We start from the raw sequence: 25316 nt of genomic DNA, 5'->3' as shown, positions 1-25316 counted from the left end.
ATCGCCGCAGGGCATTGCTCGTTAACTGATTAAATCCGCCAGCGCCGCCGTCCTGTTCGGGAAGAAGGTCAGACGGCCTGGAATGGGTTTGATACCGGCGCGCGCCATTGTGCGTAGCGGTTGGAACTCCAGGTTACTGATACGCAATTCGCAACCCTCCGGCAGACGCTTCACAAAACGCTGAAAGGCATCAAGCCCGCCTGCATCCAGCACTGGTACGGCGTCCCATTTCAGAACGACAATACGTTTGCCCTTAATACGTGACTCAAGGTCGGTAAACAGCCCTTCCGCCGCAGCGAAAAAGAGCGGACCGATAACACGCAGCACCAGCACATCATCAGGCACATCGACATTGACCGGCGCAAGTCGAGTCATTCGCGCAATACGGCGCATAAACAGCAGGGAAGCAAGGACAATCCCCACGCTGATGGCGATGACCATATCAAACAGAACCGTTAATGACATGCACAGCAGCATAACGATAATGTCGTCTTTCGGCGCATGGCGTAACAGATCCACCACCTTATGGGCTTCACTCATATTCCATGCCACCATCAGCAGTAGCGCCGCCATCGCGGAAAGCGGCAGCCAGGAGAGCAGCGGAGCTAAGACCAGTAGCGCCAGAATGACCAGGATGGCATGAATCACCGCCGAGACGGGTGAGGTCGCGCCAGCGCGGACATTGGCGGCAGAGCGGGCAATCGCGGCGGTGGCGGTGATGCCGCCAAAGAACGGCGCGACCATATTCCCCAGCCCCTGGCCGATAAGTTCGCTGTTGGCTTTATGTTTGGTGCCCGTCATGCCGTCCAGCACAACGGCGCAAAGCAGCGATTCGATTGCCCCCAGCATTGCCATTGAGAAAGCCGCCGGCAGCAGTGCGCGCAACGAATCCCAGCTTAGCGTGAAATCGGAGCCAGGAAGATTCCACGGCAGTACCAGTTGCGGCAAAAGCTGCGGAATGCCGTTGCCCTGGGTGCCGTCAGCCAGAATGTAGTGGAACTGTGAGCCGATAGTCGCCACGTCGCCGCCCAATAGATTAACGATTCCCATCACGGCGCAACCGGCCAGCAGCGCGGGAAGATGTCCCGGCAGACGAATGCCGAGGCGCGGCCATGAAATCAACGTTCCCAGCGTCACCACGCCAATGGCGGCGTCGCCAATATTGACGGTGGGCAACGCCATAAACAGCGCGCCGACTTTCTGCAAATAGTGCTCTGGCACATGGGCCATCTGCAGACCAAGAAAATCTTTAATCTGCATAGTACCGATGGTAATACCAATCCCTGAGGTAAAACCCAACGTGACCGACACCGGGATGTATTCAATCAATCGCCCCAGTCTCGCCAGGCCGAAAAGGATCAGGAAGAAGCCTGACATCAGCGTGGCGACCAGCAGACCCGCCAGACCAAACTGTTGCGATACCGGATACAGAATCACCACAAACGCGGCGGTAGGGCCGGACACGCTAAAACGCGAGCCGCCGGTTAGCGCGATCACGATCCCGGCGACCGCAGAGGTATAGAGGCCGTATTGCGGCGCAACGCCACTGCCAATTGCCAGCGCCATCGCCAGCGGGATAGCAATAATCCCGACGGTGATCCCGGCTATCACATCGCGTGTGAACCGGGAGGCGGTATATTTTTCTTTCCAGCAAGCGTCGATGAGAGCGCGGAAAGGCATCACATGTGAGGAAAATAATTTGTTCACAATAATGTTTCATCCATGAGCGCATCATCTGTCAACTAAATGGCAGGTGAAGGAGGCATAAGTCATACAAAAGGATATTACAGACAAAAAAACCCGCCGCAGCGGGTTTCAGATCCGGGTTCGATCAGTGCTCGAACATGGCGGAAATGGATTCTTCGTTGCTGATACGGCGAATCGCTTCGGCCAGCATACCTGACAGGGTCAGAGTACGCACGTTCGGCAGCGCTTTGATTTCGTCGGTCAGCGGAATGGTGTCGCAGACAACGACTTCATCAATAACGGAGTTGCGCAGGTTGTTTGCCGCATTGCCTGAGAAGATCGGGTGCGTCGCGTAAGCAAATACGCGTTTAGCGCCACGTTCTTTCAATGCTTCTGCTGCTTTGCACAGAGTACCGCCGGTATCGATCATATCGTCAACCAGCACGCAGTCACGGCCGGCAACGTCGCCGATGATGTGCATCACCTGAGAAACGTTCGCGCGCGGACGACGTTTATCAATGATAGCCATATCGGTATCGTTCAGCAGTTTAGCGATAGCGCGTGCGCGAACCACGCCGCCGATATCCGGGGAAACCACGATCGGGTTGTCCAGATTCAGTTGCAGCATATCTTCGAGCAGGATTGGGCTACCGAATACGTTATCAACCGGAACGTCAAAGAAGCCCTGGATCTGTTCAGCATGCAGGTCTACGGTCAGAACGCGGTCAACGCCGACGCTGGACAGGAAATCAGCGACAACTTTTGCGGTAATCGGCACACGGGCGGAACGTACGCGACGGTCCTGACGTGCATAGCCAAAGTAGGGGATAACGGCGGTGATACGACCTGCGGAAGCACGACGCAGGGCATCAACCATAACGACCAACTCCATCAGGTTGTCGTTGGTTGGAGCACAAGTGGACTGGATGATGAAAATATCACCACCGCGTACATTTTCGTTGATTTGTACGCTGACTTCGCCGTCGCTAAAGCGACCTACGGCGGCGTCGCCGAGAGAAGTGTACAGGCGGTTGGCAATACGTTGTGCTAGTTCCGGGGTGGCGTTACCAGCAAAAAGCTTCATATCAGGCACGAGAAGAACCTCAGGCATGCGTCCATTGGTGGAAAAGATTTGCCGAAAACTGTGCGGGCCAGGCAAAATCCTATCCAGGCGGTGTATTAAAGAGCGCGATGCAACGTCTGGAACAAGGTGACGTTGTCACCGAAGCTCAGCTTACCCGGCTTACTCGTCAACATTCACGTTTCATGCGCGCTGGCAGCGATGCCTCCTACCAGTCACATACGGTGTATACGACTGGCGGCTCATCATCTCGCCATCTTCCTGAAACCAGAATGTTTTAAAGTAACGCTCTGTGCAATGGGGAGAGGTTGACACCCTTCGCCACAAAAGCATTGAGCCATTCCGGGGCTTGCTCAAGCACCTGGCGAGCACAAGGTTCTGTATCGAATTCAGCAAAGACACAGGCCCCTGTCCCAGTCAGGCGCGACGGCGCGTATTCTAACAGCCAGGAAAGCGCCGCATCAACCTCGCGAAAACGTTTTCTTGCGATAACCTCGCAATCATTGCTGAATTCACATTTTAGTAACGTGTCTATTGATCTTTTTGGTGTATTGCGCGGCAATTGTGGATCTTTAAAGATAACCGGCGTCGGAATAATGACGCCAGGGTGCGCCACCAGATACCATTTTTCCGGCGGATTCACAGGCGTTAATATCTCGCCTACGCCTTCGGCAAAGGCAGCGTGACCACGAACAAAGACCGGGACATCTGCGCCGAGCGTCAGGCCGAGCTTCGCCAGTTCATCAACGGAAAGCCCGCATTGCCAAAGATGATTGAGCGCCACCAGAACGGTTGCGGCATTAGACGAACCGCCGCCCAGCCCGCCGCCCATCGGCAAACGCTTCTCAATACTGATATCCGCGCCGCTTCCGGCGGGCAGACGTCCACTCTCCAGGGCGGCTTTCATCAACCCTCGCGCGGCGCGGACGATCAGGTTGTCTTCGTTTTCAACGCCGTTAACCGGGGTTAATAAATGAATTTCGCCATCGCGACGCGGCTCGATGTGTAGTGTGTCGCCGTAATCCAGAAACTGAAACAGCGTCTGCAGCGTGTGGTAGCCGTCCGCACGCTGTCCGGTGATATATAAAAACAGATTTAATTTTGCCGGGGAGGGCCAGTAGGTCATCATTTCACAATCCAGTTATCCATTTTCAGCTTAATGCGCTGACTGCCGTCTGAAAGCTCCATATTGGCAGGCATGGCAGGCTGCGTTTTGCTGTCATAGCCACCGTAAACCACTTTCCAGTTTTTACCATCCTGGCGGTAGTTCACTTCGCTCAGGCGATACTGATCGTCCAGTTTATAGTCGGTGGCATCGCCGGGCAGACCGAGGATCCACTGCCGCAGGCTGTTTAATGGAATCGGCATCCCGGTGAGTTTACCGATCATCTCTTCGGCGTCATCGGCGGTATAGCGCTGACCTTTGTTATCCACCAACTGGACATTGCCCGGCTGGGCGTTAAGCTCCAGCTCGGTGCTGCCCAACGGGTTGGTGAGCAGCAGACGGTAACGATCCTGTCCGGTCTGTTGCCAGAAGAAGCGTGCATAGACTTTCTGGTCATCGGAGATGTAAGCAAAGGCGCCGCGCGTCTGGTACTGATTCAGATTACGCACCTCTTGCTGATGCTGGCGCCACTGAGGAGAATCCGGGCTCTTGCCTGGCTCTTTATGCACAGGAAGCGTACAGGCGGTGAGAACCAGGCTTGCCAGCGGCAGCAGACGAATCAGGCGAAAATCGGGCAGGGTCATAGTGATGACGAATCCTTGTGATACGGTGCAATAATTGCCAATTGCCTGATGGCGTTACGCTTATCAGGCCTGAAAACTGAACCTGCAGGCCGTAAAAAAGCGTTTGCGCCGCGATTGGGCAAATTTTTGCTATCGGTTACAGTTATAACCTTTAATGCTAGCGCCGCCTGGTAACATCGTCTACTTTCAAGTTGTCTTAAATCATCAAATTAGCGAGCGCCGCCAATTACTCCAAAAGGGGGCTCTCTCTTTTATTGACCACGCGCATCCTGTATGATGCAGGCAGACTAACCATATCAACGCTGGTACTACTCCCGCAGACATGACCCTTTTAGCGCTCGGTATTAACCATAAAACGGCACCTGTATCGCTGCGAGAACGTGTAACGTTTTCGCCGGACACGCTTGATCAGGCGCTGGACAGCCTGCTTGCGCAGCCAATGGTGCAGGGCGGGGTTGTGCTGTCAACCTGTAACCGTACTGAGCTGTATCTGAGCGTAGAAGAGCAGGACAACCTGCAAGAAGCGCTGATCCGCTGGTTATGCGATTACCATAATCTGAACGAAGACGATCTGCGCAACAGTCTGTACTGGCATCAGGACAATGACGCCGTCAGCCACCTGATGCGTGTCGCCAGCGGTCTGGACTCACTGGTGCTGGGCGAACCGCAAATCCTCGGTCAGGTAAAAAAAGCGTTTGCGGATTCGCAAAAAGGCCACCTTAACGCCAGCGTGCTGGAGCGAATGTTTCAGAAGTCTTTTTCCGTCGCCAAGAGAGTACGGACTGAAACCGATATCGGCGCCAGCGCCGTCTCCGTCGCGTTTGCCGCCTGTACGCTCGCCCGCCAAATCTTTGAATCGCTGTCGACGGTCACTGTACTGTTAGTTGGCGCGGGCGAAACCATTGAACTGGTGGCGCGTCACCTGCGCGAGCATAAAGTACAAAAGATGATTATCGCCAACCGAACCCGCGAGCGCGCGCAAGCCCTGGCGGATGAGGTAGGCGCTGAGGTTATCTCGCTCAGCGATATCGACGCCCGTTTGCAGGATGCCGATATTATCATCAGTTCGACCGCCAGCCCGCTGCCGATTATCGGTAAAGGCATGGTGGAGCGCGCATTAAAAAGCCGTCGTAATCAGCCGATGCTGCTGGTCGATATCGCCGTACCACGCGACGTTGAGCCGGAAGTCGGTAAACTGGCGAACGCTTATCTTTATAGCGTCGATGATTTACAGAGCATTATTTCGCATAATCTGGCGCAGCGTCAGGCTGCTGCAGTAGAAGCGGAAACGATTGTTGAGCAGGAAGCCAGCGAGTTTATGGCCTGGCTACGCGCCCAGGGGGCCAGCGAGACCATTCGGGAATACCGTAGTCAGTCGGAGCAGATTCGTGACGAACTGACTACCAAAGCGCTGTCAGCCCTTCAACAGGGCGGCGATGCGCAAGCCATCTTGCAGGATCTGGCATGGAAACTGACCAACCGCCTGATTCATGCGCCAACGAAATCACTTCAACAGGCTGCCCGTGACGGGGATGACGAACGCCTGAATATTCTGCGCGACAGCCTCGGGCTGGAGTAGCAGCACACACCACACTTTTTTACAGGGTGAATTTACGCCTATGAAGCCTTCTATCGTTGCCAAACTGGAAGCCCTGCACGAACGCCATGAGGAAGTTCAGGCGTTGCTGGGCGATGCGGGGATTATCGCCGACCAGGACCGCTTTCGCGCATTGTCGCGCGAATATGCGCAATTAAGCGACGTTTCTCGCTGTTTTACGGACTGGCAACAGGTTCAGGACGATATCGAGACGGCTCAGATGATGCTCGACGATCCTGAAATGCGAGAAATGGCGCAGGAAGAACTGCGCGAAGCGAAAGAAAAAAGCGAACAACTGGAGCAGCAGTTACAGGTACTGCTGCTGCCGAAAGATCCGGACGATGAACGAAACGCGTTCCTTGAGGTTCGCGCCGGCACTGGCGGCGACGAAGCCGCGCTGTTTGCCGGCGATCTGTTCCGCATGTACAGCCGTTATGCCGAAGCGCGCCGCTGGCGTGTGGAGATCATGAGCATGAGCGAAGGCGAGCATGGCGGTTATAAAGAGATTATCGCCAAAATCAGCGGCGAAGGCGTGTATGGCCGACTGAAATTTGAGTCCGGCGGACACCGCGTCCAGCGCGTTCCGGCGACCGAGTCGCAGGGGCGTATCCATACCTCTGCCTGTACCGTCGCCGTGATGCCGGAGCTGCCGGAAGCTGAGTTGCCGGATATTAACCCGGCGGATCTGCGCATTGATACGTTTCGCTCCTCCGGCGCGGGCGGTCAGCATGTTAACACCACCGACTCCGCCATCCGTATTACCCACTTGCCGACCGGGATTGTCGTAGAATGCCAGGATGAGCGTTCGCAGCATAAAAACAAAGCGAAAGCGCTCTCGGTGCTTGGGGCGCGAATTCACGCCGCCGAAACGGCAAAACGCCAGCAGGCCGAAGCGTCAACGCGCCGCAATTTGCTCGGTAGCGGCGATCGTAGCGATCGTAACCGGACCTACAACTTCCCGCAGGGGCGCGTGACCGATCATCGCATTAACCTGACCCTATATCGCCTTGATGAAACGATGGAAGGTAAGCTGGATATGCTGATTGAGCCGATTGTTCAGGAACACCAGGCTGACCTGTTAGCCGCGTTGTCCGAGCAGGAATAATGGATTTTCAGCACTGGCTGTGTGAGGCGGTAAATCAGCTCCGGGATAGCGACAGCCCCCGGCGCGACGCCGAGATCCTGCTTGAGCACGTTACGGGCAAGGGGCGGACGTATATCATGGCCTTTGGCGAAACGCCGCTCGCCGCCACCCAGCAACAACAACTGGCGGAGCTGCTGCGGCGGCGTAAACAAGGAGAGCCGATTGCGCATCTGACGGGCATACGCGAATTCTGGTCGCTGCCGCTGTTTGTTTCTCCCGCCACGCTGATCCCGCGCCCGGATACCGAATGTCTGGTTGAACAGGCGCTGGCGCGATTACCGGTGAAAACGTGCCGTATTCTGGATTTAGGCACCGGAACCGGCGCGATTGCGCTGGCGCTGGCCAGCGAGCGACCGGATTGCGACGTGACTGCGGTCGATCGTATGCCTGATGCGGTTGCGCTGGCGATACGTAACGCTGAGCATTTGGCCATCCGGAATGTGCGTATACTGCAAAGTTGTTGGTTTAGCGCGTTACCGGGGCAGCAGTTCGACATGATTGTCAGTAATCCGCCCTACATTGACGCGCGGGACCCGCATCTTAGCGAAGGTGATGTACGTTTTGAACCGCTTTCGGCGCTAGTGGCGGACGAAAACGGCATGGCGGATATTACGCATATTATCGATCACGCCCGCCAGGTATTAACGCCTGGCGGCTGGCTGTTGCTGGAGCACGGTTGGCAGCAAGGCGAAGCGGTAAGAGCGACCTTCAGGCGGGCTGATTACACGGATGTGGAAACATGTCGTGATTATGGCGGCAATGAACGCGTGACCTGCGGACGTATTACGCCATGACAATTGCGATGCTGCTCACGTTTCATCTTATCTGCGTTGCGCTCTCCGTCAGTTTGTTTGTCGCCCGTTACTGGTGGCGCTATTACGGCCATGCGTTGGCCGCCGCGCGCTGGACGCGAATCGTGCCTCCCGTCATAGATACCCTGTTACTGCTTAGTGGTATAGGACTAATCGTTAAAACGCACATCCTGCCATTCACGGAGTCGGGCGCATGGCTGACTGAAAAACTGTTTGGCGTTATCATCTACATCGTTTTGGGTTTTATTGCGCTTGATTATCGTCAGGCGCGCAGCCAGCAGGCGCGTTTTATCGCTTTCCCGCTGGCGCTGGTGGTGCTGTACATCATCATTAAACTCGCCACCACAAAAATACCGTTACTGGGGTAAGTCATGAGGTCGTTAGCTGATTTCGAATTTAACAATGCGCCGCTGTGTGATGGCATGATCCTGGCATCAGAGATGATTCGCGCGGATTTCCCCACGCAGTTTGTCTACGACGAACTGGAACGTCTGGTCAGTCTGGCGCAGGAAGAAATTAGCCAGCTCCTGTCTCAGGATGAGCAACTGGAAAAATTGCTGGCACTTTTTTACGGCGAGTGGGGGTTCACGGACTCCCGCGGCGTCTACCGTCTTTCTGATGCCTTATGGCTCGATAACGTCCTGAAAAACCGCCAGGGTAGCGCGGTATCTCTGGGCGCTATTTTATTATGGATAGCAAACCGTCTCGATCTGCCGCTGGTGCCTGTTATCTTCCCAACGCAGTTGATTTTGCGTATTGAATCGCTGGAAGGGGAAATGTGGCTGATTAACCCGTTCAACGGTGAAACGCTTGATGAACATACGCTGGAAGTCTGGTTAAAAGGCAATATTAGTCCGGTCGCCGAGTTGTTTAACGAAGATTTGGACGAGGCCGATAATGCCGAAGTGATCCGTAAACTACTGGATACGCTGAAATCCTCTCTGATGGAGGAGCGGCAAATGGAGCTGGCGCTGCGCGTTAGCGAAGCATTGTTGCAATTTAACCCGGAAGATCCTTATGAAATTCGCGATCGCGGGTTGATCTACGCGCAGCTTGAGTGTGAGCACGTTGCGCTGACCGATTTAAGCTACTTCGTTGAACAGTGTCCGGAAGACCCGATCAGCGAAATGATTCGTGCGCAGATAAATACCATTGCGCACAAACAAATTGTTCTGCATTAATTAACCGACATTTTACCTATAAGTGTAAGGCGATCCTATGAAACAAAAAGTGGTTAACATTGGCGACATTAAGGTGGCAAATGACCTGCCGTTTGTGCTGTTTGGCGGTATGAACGTACTGGAGTCACGCGATCTGGCAATGCGCATTTGTGAGCACTACGTGACCGTTACCCAGAAGCTGGGTATTCCTTACGTGTTCAAGGCCTCTTTTGATAAAGCCAACCGCTCCTCTATTCACTCTTACCGTGGGCCGGGCCTGGAAGAAGGGATGAAGATTTTTCAGGAGCTCAAGCAGACATTTGGCGTAAAAGTGATCACCGACGTCCATGAAGCCAGCCAGGCGCAGCCTGTTGCTGATGTAGTTGACGTGATTCAGCTCCCTGCTTTTCTGGCGCGTCAGACCGACCTGGTGGAGGCGATGGCGAAAACCGGCGCCGTGATTAACGTGAAAAAGCCGCAGTTCGTCAGTCCTGGTCAGATGGGCAATATCGTGGATAAATTCCACGAGGGCGGCAATGATAAGGTGATTCTGTGCGATCGCGGCGCGAACTTTGGTTATGATAACCTGGTCGTGGATATGCTGGGTTTTGGCGTGATGAAGAAAGTCTCCGGCAACTGTCCGGTGATTTTTGACGTGACTCATGCGCTGCAATGCCGCGACCCGTTTGGCGCCGCCTCTGGCGGTCGTCGTGGTCAGGTGACCGAGCTGGCGCGCGCCGGTATGGCGGTCGGTCTGGCGGGACTGTTCCTGGAATCGCATCCGGATCCGGCTAACGCGAAGTGCGACGGTCCTTCCGCGCTGCCGCTGGCGAAACTGGAGCAGTTCCTGACGCAGATAAAAGCGATTGATGATTTGGTGAAAAGCTTCGACGAACTGGATACCGAGAACTAATTACGTTTTTTTGCTTGGATAGGCCGGATAAGACGTTATCCGGCTTTTTTGTCTCAGGCAAAAATTGTCATCAGATAGGCGGCAAATAAAGCCAGATGCGCCGCGCCGTTCAGCACGTTGGTGCGTCCGGTAGAGAACGAAATATGGCACAGCACTAACGAGGCCACCATCACTACCATTTCCGGCGCGTCTAAACCAAACACCAGATCATTCCCTGTCGCCCAGGCGATAAGCGTGACGACCGGCACGGTCAATGAAATCGTCGCCAACACCGATCCGAAGAACAAATTCATTGCCCGCTGAACCTGATTATTCAGCACTGCTTTCAGGGCGCCCAGCCCTTCTGGCGAGAGAATTAACAGCGCGACCAGGAAACCGGTAAAGGCGACCGGGGCGTTCATGCTGGTCAGCAGCGCCTCCAGCGGGCTGGCATTCATTTTGGTAACGGCAATGACCGCAATTAAATGAACCAGTAACCAGACAGTATGCCAGACGCTACTGTGCGCTGAGGGTTTACCGTGATGTGGGTTGTCATCATCGCTTTCATCTTCATGTTCATAGATAAATAAACTTTGGTGCGTTTTGGTTTGGATCAACAAAAATACGCCGTACATCGCGGCGGAAATTAACGCCACCAATAATGCCTGACCGGTAGAGAAATTTGCTTGCGGCAACGCCATTGGCAAAACCAGTACAATGATCGCCAGCGGAAACAGCGCGATAAGATACTGCTTAATCCCAAATAAATTCATATATTGCGTTGCGAATTTACGCCCGCCCAACAACAACGAGAAACCGACCAGTCCCCCGGTGACAATCATAATAATAGAGTAGAGCGTATCGCGCATAAGCGTTGGCGCAGCATCGCCGGTGGCCATCAGCGCTGAAATTAAACTCACCTCAAGAATAACGACGGACAGGCTTAAAATAAGCGATCCGTAAGGCTCGCCGAGTCGGTGCGCTAATACATCCGCATGACGAACTACACTGAATGCGCTGCTTAAAATACCAATAAGTGCAAGGATATTGATGCCAATAACCACTGGTAGTGACTGGCTGCTTCCCCAAAGGAACAGCACTACCAGCGCAAGAACCGGGAAAATAAGCGAAGTCTCCTTATGGCGGGTTTTCACCGCCTCACAGGCATGTGTCATTAGGGGCTCCCTTGTGCAGGTATTAATATTTTGGGGAATAGTAAAGAAGGTAAAAATAGCAGAAGTTTGCATTTTCTCAGTGACTTTTTACGTAATTTTACGGCGTAGACTATTTTTTAATTTCAAGGCTATAAAAAAGCATCTTGTTTTAACTGTGTTTAAATAACAAAAAGTTAATCTCCGTAAAAAGTAAAAATACGTCTCGACTGGCGTGATAGCGCATTCTTTACCACACTTAACGTTTTTCCTGAAGACGGAGGCTCTGATGCCGTATAAAGCCAAAAGTTATTTACCCGATAATGTGAAAAGTGTTCTTCCTGCCCATGCTCAGGAAATTTACAAAGAGGCGTTTAATAGCGCCTGGGAGCAATATAAAGATAAAGCCGATCGCCGTGATGACGCCAGCCGTGAAGAAACTGCACACAAAGTCGCCTGGGCGGCGGTTAAAAACGATTATGAGAAAGGCGAAGATGATAAATGGCATAAGAAAAAATAAATACTGCATTACTAACGCACTGGGCGCGATCGAAGTAATACGCGACATCTGTCTTGATGACCTTGTCGCGAACGTTCTGGCAGTGCCAGGCGTGAGGGGGAAAGCTGGAGATAGCGAGTTTGTCCTGACGCGGGAGGTTTTCCCGCGCACAGATTCAAAATGTCAGCACTTTGTCTGCGGCCAGCGTCCATTGCGCCAGCTCGACCAGACTTCCGATTTCCACACCGTCAATCAGCGGCAGGGGGGTGATACCACGTCCGTCCGCACAGGTTTTGCATAATTTTACTGGTACATTTTGCGCGGTCAGAATCTCCAGCATTTGCTGAATATTATAACCTTCAGCCGGTTTTTGGCCGCGCAACCCCGCCGTTACGGCATCTGACATCAAAAACAGGCGCAAATCAAGATGGCTTTCTTGCTCACGCAGCGCAATAGCCAGACGCAGGCTATTAAATAATGATTCGCTGCCGTAGGCGGCGCCGTTGACGATAATCACGATATTTTGCATAGGTGACACTCCTCCTGGAGAAATTTTGTCGGCAATGGCGTTATGTTACCTCGGGAACCGAATGCCGCCAAATAAGTGGGAAAAATTCCGGGTCGACTCCCGGAAAAAATAAGGATATTCCTGGATGCACGAGAAAATGCTGCAAAACCTGTCCGGACACGTTATGGTTTACCCTGATGCTATTCCTCTAATCTTTTGTTGTAAGAAGTTGCCGACACGTTGAGCCGTACTGTTTTTCTTTCATTTCCACTCTCACTTCTCCTGCTGATTGCCAGCGGCACGATCTGCGCGCAGGCGCAAGACCCTTTCGATCAAAACCGTCTGCCGGATTTAGGCATGACGCCGGAATCCCACGAAGGGGAAAAACATTTTGCCGAGATGGCCAAAGCGTTTGGCGAAGCCAGTATGAAAAATAACGCTCTGGATACTGGCGAACAGGCGCGGCAATTCGCTTTCGGACAGGTGCGGGATGTGGTCAGTGATCAGGTGAACCAGCAGGTTGAAAGCTGGTTGTCGGCCTGGGGCAGCGCCAGCGTCGATGTTAAGGTTGACAACGAAGGTCACTTTAACGGTAGTCGCGGAAGCTGGTTTATTCCTTTACAGGATAAACAGCGATATTTGACCTGGAGCCAGCTTGGTCTTACGCAACAGACTGACGGGCTGGTAAGCAACATTGGCGTGGGGCAGCGCTGGGTGCAGAATGGCTGGCTTTTGGGCTATAACACCTTTTACGATAATCTGCTGGATGAAAACCTGCAGCGCGCCGGAGTTGGCGCGGAGGCGTGGGGAGAATATTTGCGTTTATCCGCCAACTATTATCAGCCTTTTGCCGACTGGCAGACGCATACGGCGACCTTAGAACAGCGAATGGCGCGTGGGTATGATATCAATGCGCAAATGCGGTTGCCGTTTTACCAGCATATCAATACCAGCGTTAGCCTGGAGCAGTACTTTGGCGATAGCGTGGATCTGTTTGATTCCGGAACGGGGTATCACAATCCTGTAGCGTTAAAACTGGGCCTCAACTATACGCCTGTTCCTTTGCTTACGATGACGGCCCGGCACAAACAGGGCGAAAGCGGAGTCAGTCAGAATAACTTGGGACTGACGCTTAATTACCGTTTCGGCGTGCCGCTAAAAAAACAGCTTGCCGCCAGTGAAGTAGCACAAAGCCAGTCATTACGCGGTAGTCGCTATGATATGCCGCAACGTAACGCGCTACCGACAATGGAGTATCGGCAGCGTAAAACACTAACGGTTTTTCTGGCGACGCCGCCCTGGGATCTTACGCCTGGCGAGACGGTTACGTTAAAATTACAGGTGCGCAGCGTACACGGCATTCGTCATTTGAGCTGGCAGGGCGATACGCAGGCATTAAGTTTGACGGCAGGAACGGACACCCGAAATACCGAGGGCTGGACAATCATTATGCCGGCCTGGGATAACCGCGAAGACGCGACAAATTGCTGGCGTTTATCGGTGGTTGTTGAAGATGAAAAAGGTCAGCGTGTCTCTTCCAATGAGATCACGCTTGCGCTGACTGAACCATTTATTACAATGCCGGACGATAATCCGCCTTGGCAACCGTTCCAGGAGCAATAATTAAAAGATGCGTTCCTGATGCACCCAGACGGCGGCTTCCACGCGCGACTTCAACTTCATTTTCTTGAGCATATGTTTCACATGTACCTTGACCGTACTTTCGGTGATGTCCAGACGCCGGGCTATCATCTTATTCGGCAATCCCTGCGCGATAAGCTTCAGAATATCGCGCTCACGCGGGGTGAGTTGCGTTACATCACGATCGGTGGTGGCGCGGTTTGCCCGCAGACTGGCCGCCAGTATCGGCGTTAACGCTTCGCTTAATACCATTTCTCCGGCGGCGGCTTGTTGCAATGCTTTGAGCAAGTCTTCAGGCTCCATGTCTTTCAACAGATAGCCGTCCGCGCCGCGCTTTAGCGCCGTGACTACATCTTCTTCATGATTAGATACGCTGAAAACCACAATACGTCCTGACAGCGCTTTTTCGCGTAATTTATCCAGCGTTTCGAGACCATTCATTCCAGGCATATTCAGATCGAGGAGTATCAGATCGGGATCGAGCGATTCCGCCAGTTCAATACCCTGCTCACCGTTGCTGGCTTCGCCGACCACGCAGACATCGGGCGCCATACTCACAAGCTGCTTTACACCCGTCCGTAGCATCGGATGGTCGTCAATTAACAGGATGGTTGCCGGTTCCTGATTATTCATGGGTATCTCCCTGGGTTTCTGTGAAGTTTGTTTCTGGAATAAAAGTAACAGTGACCGCTGTTCCGCCAGACTCACGACGGTGTACCTGGCAATCGCCGCGCAAACTTTGCGCCCGGTCGCGCATGATGATCATGCCGTAGTGATTACTGCGTTCGGCGTTTTCTGGTACGCCGCAGCCATTATCCTGTACTTTTAGTTTGACCTGTTTGCCGCATTGCGTCACTGTCACCACCACGTCATCGGCATGAGAGTGTTTAAGGGCGTTGCTGAGGGCTTCCCTGGCAATTTGCAACAGGTGTATCGCCTGGTGTGACGGCACCAGACGGGGGGGAAGCTGATAATCTAGTTTTACCGTAAAGCCAAACCGGGCGCTGAACTCCTGGCAGCTAGCCTCCAGCGCCGGACGTAACCCAGGCTCCGTCAACTGTAACCGGAATGTGGTTAACAGTTCGCGCAGTTGTGCCCAGGAGCAGTTCAGCTCGTTGCGAATTTGGCTAAGTAACTCACGGCTGCTTTCCGGTAACGCGTCGCCCTGCATTTGCAGGCAACTCACCTGCATTTTCATACAAGAGAGCGACTGGGCAATAGAATCATGCAGTTCGCGGGCAATGGTGGCACGCTCTTCCATGACAATCAACTGCTGCTGGCGCTCCTGATGCCTGTCAAGCGCCAGAGTCGCGGTAAGCTGTTCAACCAGCGTGTCCACCAGTTGCTGCTGATCGTGGCTGAGATTACGTCCATAAGGCAGCGTCGCCAGCAAAATACCGTATTGGGTGTGAGAGTCGGTGAGCCGCCATTTTAAGGTTGTGCCGCCATTAATCATCGGCAGGGCGCTACGTGGGCAAAGACGGCAACCTTTATCATCGCAACTGATATCCGACTGACAGGTGAATTCCTGGTGATTATCTTCATCTTCCAGGTCATAGACTCGCAGTTCAATATCATGTAACTGGGTTAAATTTTGCAGGCCGTTCAGTACCGGTGAAAGACGTTCACATAGCGGAGCTTGTGAATGCAGACGGCGGTTGGCTTGCCACAAAAACGAGAGAATCTGATTTTTATGTTCCAGACCGGCCGTTTTTTCCTGTACACGCTGTTCCAGTACCGCATAACTTTCGGCCAGTTCTTCAGACATATTATTGAGCGCTGAACCCAGCGCAGCCATCTCATTGCGTCCACTGATATTGGCTCGTTGAGTAAAATCGCGCTGGCTGACGGCGCGCGCCATCGATAACAACTGTTGCCACGGCTGCAAAAGGCGAACGCGTAGCCAGATAATTGTAAATACCAGCAATAGCGCCATAAAGAGCGCCATTACCCGGTGAACTAACACCACGCGTTCGATACGCAATTCAGTGGTATGATCGAAGGAGGTGACCAGGCGATCCAGGCCCGCCACAAAGCGTGTGACATCTTCTGCGACCGCGTGCGCGTTTTGCGCGTGCTGTAGCCCTGGCGAAAGTTCGTTATGCCAGTAATCCTGCAAGGCTTTCAGTTGCTTCTGCTGCCCGTCTCGCTCGGCGGCGCGGGTCAACTCAGGGCTGAATGCTGTCTGCTCCATCTCATCCAGCAGTTTTTCATCTTTCGCATCCAGCGGGATGGCGGCCAGCAGTCGATAACTTTGCATACGCAATGAGCCCGCTTTGTTAATCGCATGAGCGCTGCCCTGCACGCCCTGAACCAGCCAGCCGGAAACAGCCATCCCCGCCACGCCGATAGCGGTAGAGAGCATGACAATAAGCGCCAGTTGGTTGACCAGCGTAAGAGGAGAGAAACAACGTTTAAGCATGTCACCTTCTTTCTTCGGGGTATTGGCGCCGAAAAACCGTAGTAAACAAGGGGAACAATCGGCTGTGCCGCTATTCTCAACGATATACCGGAGTATACCCATACCTATAACGAGTTACTCCTTAATTGCCGTCGTAGAGAGGGGTCTTCAACGACAAGGAGTAGATAGACACAGCATGGTGAAAAACCACAGCTTTTTTGTCGATAAGACCTACTCATTAAGGATAATAGCTATTTTTAGTCGCCTGCGGCGACGACTTTTCCTTTGATTTATATCAACTTACCTTCGGCAGTAAACCCTAATGTGGCAGATATCAAACCAAGAATCAGAGGTGTCTATGAGTCACTCATCTGCCCCGGAAAGGGCAACTGGCGCTGTTATCACAGAATGGCGTCCGGAAGATCCGGCGTTCTGGCAGCAACGAGGCCATCGTGTCGCCAGCCGTAATTTGTGGATTTCTGTCCCGTGTTTACTGCTGGCATTTTGCGTGTGGATGCTATTCAGCGCAGTGGCGGTGAACCTGCCGAAAGTGGGATTTAATTTTACGACCGATCAACTCTTTATGCTTACCGCGTTGCCATCCGTTTCCGGCGCGCTACTGCGTGTACCTTATTCCTTTATGGTGCCGCTATTTGGCGGACGTCGCTGGACGGCATTCAGTACTGGCATCCTCATTGTGCCTTGCGTATGGTTAGGCTTTGCCGTTCAGGATACCAGTACGCCCTTTAGCACCTTCATTATTATTTCCCTGTTGTGTGGTTTTGCCGGCGCGAATTTTGCCTCCAGTATGGCGAATATTAGCTTCTTCTTTCCCAAGCAAAAGCAGGGGGGCGCACTGGGTCTGAACGGCGGTCTGGGTAATATGGGCGTGAGCGTGATGCAACTGGTTGCGCCGCTGGTGGTTTCGCTCTCTATCTTTGCCGCATTCGGCAGCCACGGCGTAGAGCAGCCGGATGGTTCTCAGCTCTATCTGGCGAACGCCGCCTGGATTTGGGTACCGTTTCTGGCCATTTTCACACTGGCGGCGTGGTTTGGCATGAACGAGTTGGCGACGTCTAAGGCCTCGCTAAAAGAGCAACTGCCGGTGCTCAGGCGTGGTCATCTGTGGATCATGAGCCTGCTGTATCTGGCAACCTTCGGATCGTTTATCGGTTTTTCCGCAGGTTTCGCTATGCTTTCTAAAACGCAATTCCCGGATGTGCAGATCCTGCATTACGCATTTTTCGGTCCGTTTATCGGCGCGCTGGCGCGTTCGGCAGGCGGCGCAATTTCTGACCGTCTGGGTGGGACTCGCGTAACGCTTATCAACTTTGTCCTGATGGCCATTTTCAGCGGCCTGCTATTCCTGACATTACCCACAGGCGGCGTTGGCGGTAGCTTTATTGCATTCTACGGGGTGTTCCTGGCGCTGTTCCTTACCGCGGGGCTGGGAAGTGGTTCTACCTTCCAGATGATCTCTGTTATCTTCCGTAAGCTGACGATGGACAGGGTCAAAGCGGAAGGTGGATCTGAAGAAAAAGCAATGCGTGAAGCGGCGACCGATACGGCGGCAGCGCTGGGCTTTATTTCCGCGATTGGCGCGATTGGCGGTTTTTTTATTCCGAAAGCATTTGGTTCATCTTTAGCATTAACCGGTTCGCCGGTGGGTGCTATGAAAGTTTTCCTTGTTTTCTATATCGCCTGTGTCGTTATTACCTGGGCGGTATATGGACGCCATTCTAAAAATAAAAAGTAATATTTGATTATCCTTTGCGCGGCGTTAGACCGCGCTTTTTTTTATCTGCTTTTAGTTACAACATACATATTATAAACAAGAGATGCGCCACAATTTAAACATACGCATTTGTACAGGCCATTCAGGGTAATACCACTTAATACCCACTTGCCGAAATTTTAACATTCATGCAATGCGTAAATTTATTTTTAATTAATAAAATCAGAAAGATATATAAATAAAAACCTCCTCCAAAAGGAGTATACAGAAGGTTTGCTTGCCATTTACATCCCTGTCCGCCTTGATCGTTATCAATTCCCACGCCCACTCAGCGCGTTACCTTCGCCTTAAGTTAAGCAATGTCGATTTATCAGAGAGCCGTGAGGCTCCACACAGGAGAAACCCGATGAGTAAATTCCTGGACCGGTTTCGCTACTTCAAGCAGAAGGGCGAAACCTTTGCCGATGGGCACGGCCAGCTTCTCGAAACAAACCGGGACTGGGAGGACGGATACCGCCAACGTTGGCAGCATGATAAAATTGTGCGCTCAACCCACGGGGTGAACTGCACCGGTTCATGTAGCTGGAAAATTTATGTCAAAAACGGTCTGGTGACCTGGGAAACACAGCAAACCGATTATCCTCGCACCCGTCCTGATATGCCAAACCATGAACCTCGCGGTTGCCCGCGCGGCGCCAGCTACTCCTGGTATCTCTACAGCGCTAACCGACTAAAATATCCGCTGATGCGCAAACGTCTGATGAAGATGTGGCGTGAGGCGAAGCAACTGCACCGCGACCCGGTAGAAGCATGGGCCTCCATCATTGAAGACGCGGATAAAGCGAAAAGCTTTAAACAGGCGCGTGGGCGTGGCGGCTTTGTCCGTTCTTCATGGCAGGAGGTCAACGAACTGATTGCCGCTTCCAACGTCTATACCGTGAAAACCTACGGCCCGGACCGTGTCGCGGGCTTTTCGCCTATCCCGGCAATGTCGATGGTTTCCTACGCTTCCGGCGCACGCTACCTCTCTCTGATTGGCGGTACCTGCCTGAGCTTCTACGACTGGTATTGCGACCTACCGCCAGCGTCACCGCAAACCTGGGGTGAGCAGACCGACGTGCCTGAATCCGCCGACTGGTACAACTCCAGCTATATCATCGCCTGGGGCTCTAATGTGCCGCAGACCCGTACGCCTGACGCCCACTTCTTTACCGAAGTACGTTACAAAGGCACCAAAACCGTTGCGGTCACGCCCGACTATTCGGAAATCGCCAAACTGTGCGATCTGTGGTTGGCGCCGAAGCAGGGGACCGATGCGGCGATGGCGCTGGCGATGGGCCACGTCATGCTGCGCGAATTCCATCTGGACAACCCGCGTCAGTACTTCACCGATTATGTCCGTCGCTATACCGACATGCCAATGCTGGTGATGCTTGAAGAACGTGATGGTTATTATGCCGCAGGCCGTATGCTGCGCGCTGCCGATCTCGTTGATTCGCTGGGGCAGGAAAATAACCCGGAATGGAAAACCGTCGCCATTAGCAGCAATGGCGAGATGGTGGCGCCGAACGGCTCCATCGGTTTCCGCTGGGGTGAAAAAGGCAAATGGAACCTCGAACAGCGCGACGGCACTACTGGCACAGAAACTGAATTGCAGCTCAGCTTGCTGGGTAGCCAGGATGAGATTGCTGACGTGGGCTTCCCGTATTTCGGCGGCGAGGGTTCAGAGTACTTTAATCATGTAGCGCTGGATAACGTCCTGCTGCATAAACTGCCGGCAAAACGTCTGCAACTGGCCGATGGTTCTTCAGCGTTAGTCACCACCGTGTATGACCTGACTATGGCGAACTATGGTCTGGAACGCGGCCTGAACGATGAAAATTGCGCCGCCAGTTATGACGATACTAAAGCGTATACGCCAGCATGGGCCGAGCAGATCACTGGCGTGCCGCGGGCGCAGATCATCCGTATCGCACGGGAGTTCGCCGATAACGCGGACAAAACGCACGGGCGTTCAATGATTATCGTTGGCGCCGGTCTGAACCACTGGTATCACCTCGATATGAACTATCGCGGGCTGATCAATATGTTGGTGTTCTGTGGTTGCGTTGGTCAGAGCGGCGGCGGCTGGGCGCACTACGTCGGCCAGGAAAAACTGCGCCCGCAAACCGGCTGGCAGCCGCTGGCGTTTGCCCTTGACTGGCAGCGTCCGGCGCGTCACATGAACAGCACCTCTTACTTCTATAACCACTCCAGCCAGTGGCGCTACGAGACGGTGACCGCCGAGGAGTTACTGTCGCCGATGGCGGACAAATCCCGCTATAGCGGTCATCTGATTGACTTCAATGTGCGCGCCGAGCGTATGGGCTGGTTGCCGTCGGCACCGCAGTTAGGCACCAACCCGCTGTATATTGCGCGTGAAGCGGAAAAAGCCGGTATGACGCCGGTAGATTATACTGTCAAATCCCTGAAAGAGGGTTCGATTCGCTTTGCCGCCGAGCAGCCGGAAAACGGTAAAAACCACCCGCGTAACCTGTTCATCTGGCGTTCTAACCTGCTTGGGTCTTCCGGTAAGGGCCATGAGTACATGCTGAAATATCTGCTGGGTACTGAGCATGGTATTCAGGGGCTGGATCTGGGTAAACAGGGCGGTGTGAAGCCGGAAGAAGTGGAGTGGCGTGACAATGGCCTGGACGGCAAACTGGATCTGGTGGTGACGCTGGACTTCCGCCTGTCGAGCACCTGCCTGTACTCCGATATCGTACTGCCGACCGCCACCTGGTATGAAAAAGACGATATGAATACCTCGGATATGCATCCGTTTATTCATCCGCTCTCTGCCGCCGTAGATCCAGCCTGGGAATCGAAAAGCGACTGGGAAATCTACAAAGGCATTGCGAAGAAATTCTCCGAAGTCTGTGTAGGCCACCTGGGTAAAGAGACTGACGTCGTGACGCTGCCGATCCAGCACGATTCTGCCGCTGAACTGGCGCAGCCGCTGGACGTGAAAGACTGGAAAAAAGGCGAATGCGATCTGATCCCAGGGAAAACCGCGCCGCACATCATGACCGTCGAGCGCGATTACCCGGCGACTTACGAACGCTTTACCTCTATCGGCCCGCTGATGGAGAAAATCGGCAACGGCGGGAAAGGGATTGCCTGGAACACGCAGAGCGAAATGGACTTGCTGCGTAAGCTCAATTACACCAAAGCGGACGGTCCGGCGAAAGGCCAGCCGATGCTCAACACGGCGATTGACGCGGCAGAGATGATCCTGACGTTAGCGCCGGAAACCAACGGTCAGGTGGCGGTGAAAGCCTGGGCGGCGCTGAGCGAGTTTACCGGTCGCGACCATACGCATCTGGCAACCAATAAAGAAGAAGAGAAAATCCGCTTCCGCGATATTCAGGCGCAGCCGCGCAAAATTATCTCCAGCCCGACCTGGTCTGGTCTGGAGGATGAGCACGTTTCTTATAACGCCGGTTATACCAACGTTCACGAACTGATCCCATGGCGCACGCTCTCTGGTCGCCAACAGTTGTATCAGGATCACCAGTGGATGCGCGACTTCGGCGAAAGTCTGCTGGTGTATCGCCCACCGATCGACACCCGCTCGGTGAAAGCGGTGATGGGGCGTAAATCCAACGGTAATCCGGAGAAGGCGCTCAACTTCCTGACGCCGCACCAGAAATGGGGTATCCACTCGACCTACAGCGATAACCTGTTGATGCTGACCTTGTCGCGTGGCGGCCCGATTGTGTGGATGAGCGAAACCGACGCCAAAGATCTGGGCATTGAAGATAACGACTGGATCGAAGTCTTCAACAGCAACGGTGCGCTGACTGCACGTGCGGTTATCAGCCAACGTGTTCCGGCAGGGATGACCATGATGTACCACGCGCAGGAACGTATCGTTAACCTGCCGGGTTCAGAAATCACCCAGCAGCGCGGTGGGATCCACAACTCGGTGACCCGTATTACGCCGAAACCGACCCATATGATCGGCGGCTACGCGCAGTTAGCCTACGGCTTTAACTACTACGGTACCGTCGGCTCCAACCGCGATGAGTTTGTGGTGGTACGTAAGATGAAGAACATTAACTGGTTGGATGGCGAAGGCAATGACCAGGTACAGGAGAGCGTAAAATGAAAATTCGTTCACAAGTCGGCATGGTGCTGAATCTCGATAAGTGCATCGGCTGTCATACCTGTTCAGTCACCTGTAAAAACGTCTGGACCAGTCGCGAAGGTATGGAATACGCGTGGTTCAACAACGTAGAAAGTAAGCCTGGCGTTGGTTTTCCGAATGACTGGGAAAATCAGGAAAAATGGAAAGGCGGCTGGATCCGCAAAATCAACGGCAAACTACAGCCGCGCATGGGCAACCGGGCGCTGCTGCTGGGTAAAATCTTCGCTAACCCGCATCTGCCGGGCATCGACGACTACTACGAGCCGTTTGATTACGACTACCAGACCCTGCATACCGCGCCGGAAAGCAAACATCAGCCGATCGCGCGTCCACGCTCGCTGATTACCGGCCAGCGGATGGACAAAATTACCAGCGGGCCAAACTGGGAAGAGATTCTGGGCGGCGAGTTCGAAAAACGCGCCAAAGACCAGAACTTCGAAAACATGCAGAAGGCGATGTACGGCCAGTTCGAAAACACCTTCATGATGTACCTGCCGCGCCTGTGCGAGCACTGTCTCAACCCGGCGTGCGTCGCGACCTGCCCGAGCGGCGCGATTTATAAGCGTGAAGAAGATGGCATTGTGCTGATCGACCAGGACAAGTGCCGCGGCTGGCGGATGTGCATCACCGGTTGCCCGTACAAGAAAATTTACTTCAACTGGAAGAGCGGCAAGTCCGAGAAGTGCATCTTCTGCTACCCGCGTATCGAAGCCGGTCAGCCGACCGTTTGCTCCGAAACCTGCGTGGGCCGTATCCGTTATCTTGGCGTACTGCTGTATGACGCAGATGCCATTGAAAGCGCCGCCAGTACAGAAAACGAAAAAGATCTGTACCAGCGTCAACTGGACGTGTTCCTCGATCCGAACGATCCGGCTGTCATTGAGCAGGCGCTGAAGGACGGCGTGCCGCAGAGCGTGATCGATGCGGCGCAGCAATCGCCAGTGTACAAAATGGCGATGGACTGGAAGCTGGCGCTGCCGCTGCATCCGGAATACCGCACGTTGCCGATGGTCTGGTACGTGCCGCCTTTGTCACCGATTCAGTCTGCCGCCGACGCGGGTGAACTGGGCAGCAACGGTATTCTGCCGGATGTAGACAGTCTGCGTATCCCGGTGCAGTACCTGGCGAACCTGTTGACCGCTGGCGACACTCAGCCGGTACTGTTGGCGCTGAAACGGATGCTGGCGATGCGTCACTACAAACGTGCGGAAACCGTAGACGGTAAAGTGGATACCCGCGCACTGGAAGAGGTGGGTTTAAGCGAAGTCCAGGCCCAGGAAATGTATCGTTATTTGGCGATTGCTAATTATGAAGATCGCTTTGTGGTACCGAGCAGCCATCGTGAACTGGCGCGTGACGCATTCCCGGAGAAAAGCGGTTGTGGCTTCACCTTTGGCGACGGTTGCCACGGCTCTGACAGCAAATTCAACCTGTTCAATAGTCGCCGCATTGACGCGATTGATGTGACCAGCAAAACGGAGCCGCACGCATGATTGAACTTGTCATAGTTTCGCGTCTGCTCGAATATCCGGATGCTGCCCTGTGGCAGCATCAGCAGGAACTGTTCGATGCGCTCGCCTTATCTGAAAATCTGGATGAAGAGGATGCCCGGCGGCTTAGCGTTTTTCTGCACGATTTAACCGCGCAGGAAATACTGGATGTTCAGGCAAGCTATAGCGAGTTATTCGACCGTGGTCGTGCAACCTCATTGCTGTTGTTTGAGCATGTGCATGGTGAGTCTCGCGATCGCGGTCAGGCGATGGTTGATCTGATGGCTCAGTATGAGCAGCACGGTTTACAGCTCGATAGCCGCGAACTTCCCGATCATCTGCCGCTATACCTGGAATACCTTGCGCAACTGCCGAAAAGCGAGGCGTTAGGTGGTTTGCAGGATATTGCGCCGATTCTGGCGTTGCTCAGTGCCCGTTTGCAGCAGCGTGAAAGCCAGTATGCGGTATTGTTCGACCTGTTATTGAAGTTGGCCAATACAACGATCGACAGCGACAAAGTCGCAGAAAAAATTGCTGATGAAGTTCGCGATGATACCCCACAAGCTCTGGATGCGGTCTGGGAAGAAGAGCAGGTGAAATTCTTTGCCGATCAGGGCTGCGGCGAGACTGCCATTTCCGCTCACCAGCGTCGTTTTTCTGGAGCAGTTGCCCCGCAATATCTGAATATCTCTAACGGAGGACAGCAATAATGCACTTCCTGAATATGTTCTTCTTTGACATCTACCCGTACATTGCCGGATCGGTGTTTCTGATCGGTAGCTGGTTACGTTACGACTACGGACAGTACACTTGGCGGGCGGCCTCCAGCCAGATGCTGGATCGCAAGGGGATGAATCTGGCGTCGAACCTGTTCCACATTGGGATTCTGGGAATTTTTGCTGGTCACTTCCTGGGAATGTTAACGCCGCACTGGATGTATGAATCTTTTTTGCCCATTGAAGTGAAACAGAAAATGGCGATGATCGCGGGCGGTGCCTGCGGCGTGCTGACGCTGGTCGGCGGTATTTTGCTGCTCAAGCGTCGTCTGTTCAGCCCACGAGTACGCGCCACAACCACTGGCGCAGATATTCTGATTCTCTCGCTACTGGTGATTCAGTGCGCGCTGGGGCTATTAACCATTCCGTTCTCAGCGCAGCATATGGACGGTAGCGAGATGATGAAACTGGTCGGCTGGGCGCAGTCTGTGGTGACATTCCACGGCGGGGCGTCTGAGCATCTTGACGGCGTGGCATTTATCTTCCGTTTGCATCTGGTATTAGGGATGACCTTATTCCTGCTGTTCCCGTTCTCGCGTCTGGTACATATCTGGAGCGTGCCGGTTGAATATCTGACCCGTAAATATCAGCTTGTTCGCGCACGTCACTGATTCCCTTTAACAGGATACTAAACCCTACTTCGGTAGGGTTTTTTTATGCCTGATTGCCCGATGGCGGCTACGCCTTATCCAGCCTACAGGGAATCAGGTCCAGGGTTTGGTAGGCCCGATCAGCGTAGCCGCCATTGGGCAATGGGTACAGGCAATATAATCCAGGTGGGGGATGAAACAATATGAGGTAGTGT

The 25316-nt window shown here is 53.5% G+C and carries 22 protein-coding genes; 14 read left to right on the top strand and 8 right to left on the bottom strand.

Annotated features, from left to right (window positions below; translation table 11 throughout):
• Window positions 1-21: 21 nt before the first annotated feature.
• A complete protein-coding gene (gene dauA, locus F4V61_RS03400; protein ID WP_001037192.1) occupies window positions 22-1707 on the bottom strand; it encodes a C4-dicarboxylic acid transporter DauA in 1686 nt (561 codons plus the stop codon).
• A 124-nt stretch (window positions 1708-1831) separates the two neighbouring features.
• Complete coding sequence (prs, locus tag F4V61_RS03395) at window positions 1832-2779, bottom strand: ribose-phosphate diphosphokinase (RefSeq protein WP_001518537.1); 948 nt, start codon at window positions 2777-2779, stop codon at window positions 1832-1834.
• Between the two features lie 98 nt (window positions 2780-2877).
• On the opposite strand from prs, the gene F4V61_RS22040 reads away from it, so the two are divergent.
• Complete coding sequence (locus F4V61_RS22040; RefSeq protein WP_012210095.1) at window positions 2878-3048, top strand: hypothetical protein; 171 nt, start codon at window positions 2878-2880, stop codon at window positions 3046-3048.
• Here the strand turns inward: F4V61_RS22040 and ispE are convergent.
• Window positions 3045-3896 (bottom strand): 4-(cytidine 5'-diphospho)-2-C-methyl-D-erythritol kinase, encoded by an 852-nt coding sequence (ispE, locus tag F4V61_RS03390; RefSeq protein ID WP_058345209.1) that lies wholly within the window; start codon window positions 3894-3896, stop codon window positions 3045-3047. The two genes, F4V61_RS22040 and ispE, sit on opposite strands and share 4 nt — an antisense overlap.
• A complete protein-coding gene (lolB, locus tag F4V61_RS03385) occupies window positions 3893-4516 on the bottom strand; it encodes a lipoprotein insertase outer membrane protein LolB (protein ID WP_000174487.1) in 624 nt (207 codons plus the stop codon). The genes ispE and lolB overlap by 4 nt, the downstream gene beginning before the upstream one ends.
• 322 nt (window positions 4517-4838) lie before the next feature.
• On the opposite strand from lolB, the gene hemA reads away from it, so the two are divergent.
• The 6 genes from hemA to kdsA are packed head-to-tail and all read left to right on the top strand — an operon-like array spanning window position 4839 to window position 10142.
• Window positions 4839-6095 carry a glutamyl-tRNA reductase gene (gene hemA / locus F4V61_RS03380; protein WP_080161184.1) on the top strand — a complete coding sequence of 419 codons (1257 nt, stop codon included), beginning with the start codon at window positions 4839-4841 and terminating at the stop codon, window positions 6093-6095.
• A gap of 40 nt (window positions 6096-6135) precedes the next feature.
• On the top strand, window positions 6136-7218 hold the full coding sequence (gene prfA, locus F4V61_RS03375; protein ID WP_000804706.1) for a peptide chain release factor 1: 1083 nt from the start codon (window positions 6136-6138) through the stop codon (window positions 7216-7218).
• Window positions 7218-8051, top strand: coding sequence for a peptide chain release factor N(5)-glutamine methyltransferase (gene prmC / locus F4V61_RS03370; RefSeq protein WP_000347302.1), 834 nt, complete (start codon window positions 7218-7220; stop codon window positions 8049-8051). The genes prfA and prmC overlap by 1 nt, the downstream gene beginning before the upstream one ends.
• Window positions 8048-8437 (top strand): invasion regulator SirB2, encoded by a 390-nt coding sequence (sirB2, locus tag F4V61_RS03365; RefSeq protein WP_000150663.1) that lies wholly within the window; start codon window positions 8048-8050, stop codon window positions 8435-8437. The genes prmC and sirB2 overlap by 4 nt, the downstream gene beginning before the upstream one ends.
• Before the next feature lie 3 nt (window positions 8438-8440).
• Window positions 8441-9250 carry an invasion regulator SirB1 gene (sirB1, locus tag F4V61_RS03360; protein WP_001257062.1) on the top strand — a complete coding sequence of 270 codons (810 nt, stop codon included), beginning with the start codon at window positions 8441-8443 and terminating at the stop codon, window positions 9248-9250.
• A gap of 37 nt (window positions 9251-9287) precedes the next feature.
• On the top strand, window positions 9288-10142 hold the full coding sequence (gene kdsA, locus F4V61_RS03355; RefSeq protein ID WP_000811042.1) for a 3-deoxy-8-phosphooctulonate synthase: 855 nt from the start codon (window positions 9288-9290) through the stop codon (window positions 10140-10142).
• Window positions 10143-10195: 53 nt separating this feature from the next.
• On the opposite strand, the gene chaA is transcribed toward kdsA, so the two are convergent.
• On the bottom strand, window positions 10196-11296 hold the full coding sequence (chaA, locus tag F4V61_RS03350) for a sodium-potassium/proton antiporter ChaA (protein ID WP_080161183.1): 1101 nt from the start codon (window positions 11294-11296) through the stop codon (window positions 10196-10198).
• A gap of 265 nt (window positions 11297-11561) precedes the next feature.
• On the opposite strand from chaA, the gene chaB reads away from it, so the two are divergent.
• Window positions 11562-11792 (top strand): putative cation transport regulator ChaB, encoded by a 231-nt coding sequence (gene chaB, locus F4V61_RS03345; RefSeq protein ID WP_058345212.1) that lies wholly within the window; start codon window positions 11562-11564, stop codon window positions 11790-11792.
• A 154-nt stretch (window positions 11793-11946) separates the two neighbouring features.
• Here chaB and F4V61_RS03340 read toward each other — a convergent pair whose 3' ends face one another.
• The gene (locus tag F4V61_RS03340; protein ID WP_001179797.1) at window positions 11947-12300 is read right to left on the bottom strand and encodes a DsrE/DsrF/TusD sulfur relay family protein; all 354 of its coding nucleotides are present in this window, start codon (window positions 12298-12300) and stop codon (window positions 11947-11949) included.
• Between the two features lie 219 nt (window positions 12301-12519).
• On the opposite strand from F4V61_RS03340, the gene F4V61_RS03335 reads away from it, so the two are divergent.
• Complete coding sequence (locus tag F4V61_RS03335) at window positions 12520-13902, top strand: YchO/YchP family invasin (RefSeq protein WP_079835814.1); 1383 nt, start codon at window positions 12520-12522, stop codon at window positions 13900-13902.
• Here F4V61_RS03335 and narL read toward each other — a convergent pair whose 3' ends face one another.
• Window positions 13903-14553: a two-component system response regulator NarL gene (gene narL, locus F4V61_RS03330; protein ID WP_001064599.1), complete on the bottom strand. Its 651-nt coding sequence runs from the start codon at window positions 14551-14553 to the stop codon at window positions 13903-13905.
• Complete coding sequence (gene narX, locus F4V61_RS03325; protein ID WP_000918028.1) at window positions 14546-16342, bottom strand: nitrate/nitrite two-component system sensor histidine kinase NarX; 1797 nt, start codon at window positions 16340-16342, stop codon at window positions 14546-14548. The genes narL and narX overlap by 8 nt, the downstream gene beginning before the upstream one ends.
• A gap of 337 nt (window positions 16343-16679) precedes the next feature.
• Here narX and F4V61_RS03320 point away from each other — a divergent pair, with 337 nt between their 5' ends.
• The 5 genes from F4V61_RS03320 to narI all read left to right on the top strand — a co-directional run bounded on the left by F4V61_RS03320 (window position 16680) and on the right by narI (window position 25122).
• Window positions 16680-18077 carry a NarK family nitrate/nitrite MFS transporter gene (locus F4V61_RS03320; RefSeq protein ID WP_000019853.1) on the top strand — a complete coding sequence of 466 codons (1398 nt, stop codon included), beginning with the start codon at window positions 16680-16682 and terminating at the stop codon, window positions 18075-18077.
• 385 nt (window positions 18078-18462) lie between these two features.
• The gene (locus F4V61_RS03315) at window positions 18463-22206 is read left to right on the top strand and encodes a nitrate reductase subunit alpha (protein ID WP_080161182.1); all 3744 of its coding nucleotides are present in this window, start codon (window positions 18463-18465) and stop codon (window positions 22204-22206) included.
• Window positions 22203-23738 (top strand): nitrate reductase subunit beta, encoded by a 1536-nt coding sequence (narH, locus tag F4V61_RS03310; protein ID WP_080161181.1) that lies wholly within the window; start codon window positions 22203-22205, stop codon window positions 23736-23738. Before F4V61_RS03315 ends, narH begins: the two co-directional genes overlap by 4 nt.
• Window positions 23735-24445 (top strand): nitrate reductase molybdenum cofactor assembly chaperone, encoded by a 711-nt coding sequence (gene narJ / locus F4V61_RS03305; RefSeq protein ID WP_079781107.1) that lies wholly within the window; start codon window positions 23735-23737, stop codon window positions 24443-24445. Before narH ends, narJ begins: the two co-directional genes overlap by 4 nt.
• Window positions 24445-25122: a respiratory nitrate reductase subunit gamma gene (gene narI / locus F4V61_RS03300; RefSeq protein WP_000545598.1), complete on the top strand. Its 678-nt coding sequence runs from the start codon at window positions 24445-24447 to the stop codon at window positions 25120-25122. The genes narJ and narI overlap by 1 nt, the downstream gene beginning before the upstream one ends.
• Window positions 25123-25316 lie beyond the last annotated feature (194 nt).

The organism is Salmonella enterica subsp. arizonae, assembly GCF_008692845.1.
GTDB classification, from domain to species: Bacteria; Pseudomonadota; Gammaproteobacteria; order Enterobacterales; family Enterobacteriaceae; genus Salmonella; species Salmonella arizonae.
The sequence above is the reverse complement of the archived record's forward strand: the minus strand, read 5'-3'. Positions and strand labels throughout refer to the sequence as shown.